Genomic DNA, 710 nt, shown 5'->3' on the forward strand with positions numbered 1-710 from the left:
GACCCGAAGCCCGGTCCGTGGCCCCCCCCGACCCCCTTCCCGAGCAGCTGGCCGAGCCCCTTCCCGAGCCTGCTCGCGCCCAGGAGCCCGGCCCCGCCACCGCCCGCACCCATGTGCTCGACCGGGCCCAGCAGGGCACCGCCGCCGTGGTCACCCGCGCCCACCGGGAGGTGCCCGTCGCCTTCGCCGCGGTCGAGGTCACCGTGGACGCGGTACTGACCAGACTGCGCACCCTGTCGGACGAGACCGGCGCCGAGGTGGGACTGCCGGAGGCGGTGGTCAAGGCCGTGGCCGCCGCGCACCCCGCCTTCCCGCACCTGTTCGGCACCCTGGTGGACGAGCGGACCGTGCGGCTCGCCGACACCGTGGACATCGGCGTCACCATGGACGCCGGGAACGGCCTCTACATCCCCGTGCTGCGGGACTGTGCCGGCCGTTCCCTCGCCGATCTTTCCGACGACCTCATGGACTTCCGGCTGAAGGCCTTCCGCGCCGAGTTCACCGCCGGTGAGCTGTCCGGCGGCTGCCTGAGCGTGTCGCTGAACACGGAACCCGGTGTGCTGTTCGTCCAGCCGATCGTCATGGCGCCGCAGCTCTGCATGGTCTCGGTGGGCGGCCCGCTCACCCGGCTCGTCCTCGAGGACGGGGTGCCGGCCTCCACCACCGTGGTGACCCTCGGACTCGCCTACGACCACCGGGTGGTCAACGGC

At 73.2% G+C, this 710-nt stretch carries 1 protein-coding gene (running past one end of the window); it reads left to right on the forward strand.

Annotated elements, in window-relative coordinates; all coding sequences use genetic code 11:
• Positions 1-146 precede the first annotated feature (146 nt).
• A protein-coding gene (locus tag CCN29_RS30080) for a 2-oxo acid dehydrogenase subunit E2 (RefSeq protein WP_442538564.1) crosses the window boundary here: on the forward strand, positions 147-710 show its beginning. 858 nt of this gene lie beyond the right edge of the window; the window shows 564 of its 1,422 coding nt (coding positions 1-564); it begins with the start codon at positions 147-149; its stop codon lies beyond the right edge, outside the window.

The sequence above is a fragment of the Streptomyces pseudogriseolus genome, assembly GCA_002154585.1.
GTDB classification, from domain to species: domain Bacteria; phylum Actinomycetota; class Actinomycetes; order Streptomycetales; family Streptomycetaceae; genus Streptomyces; species Streptomyces pseudogriseolus.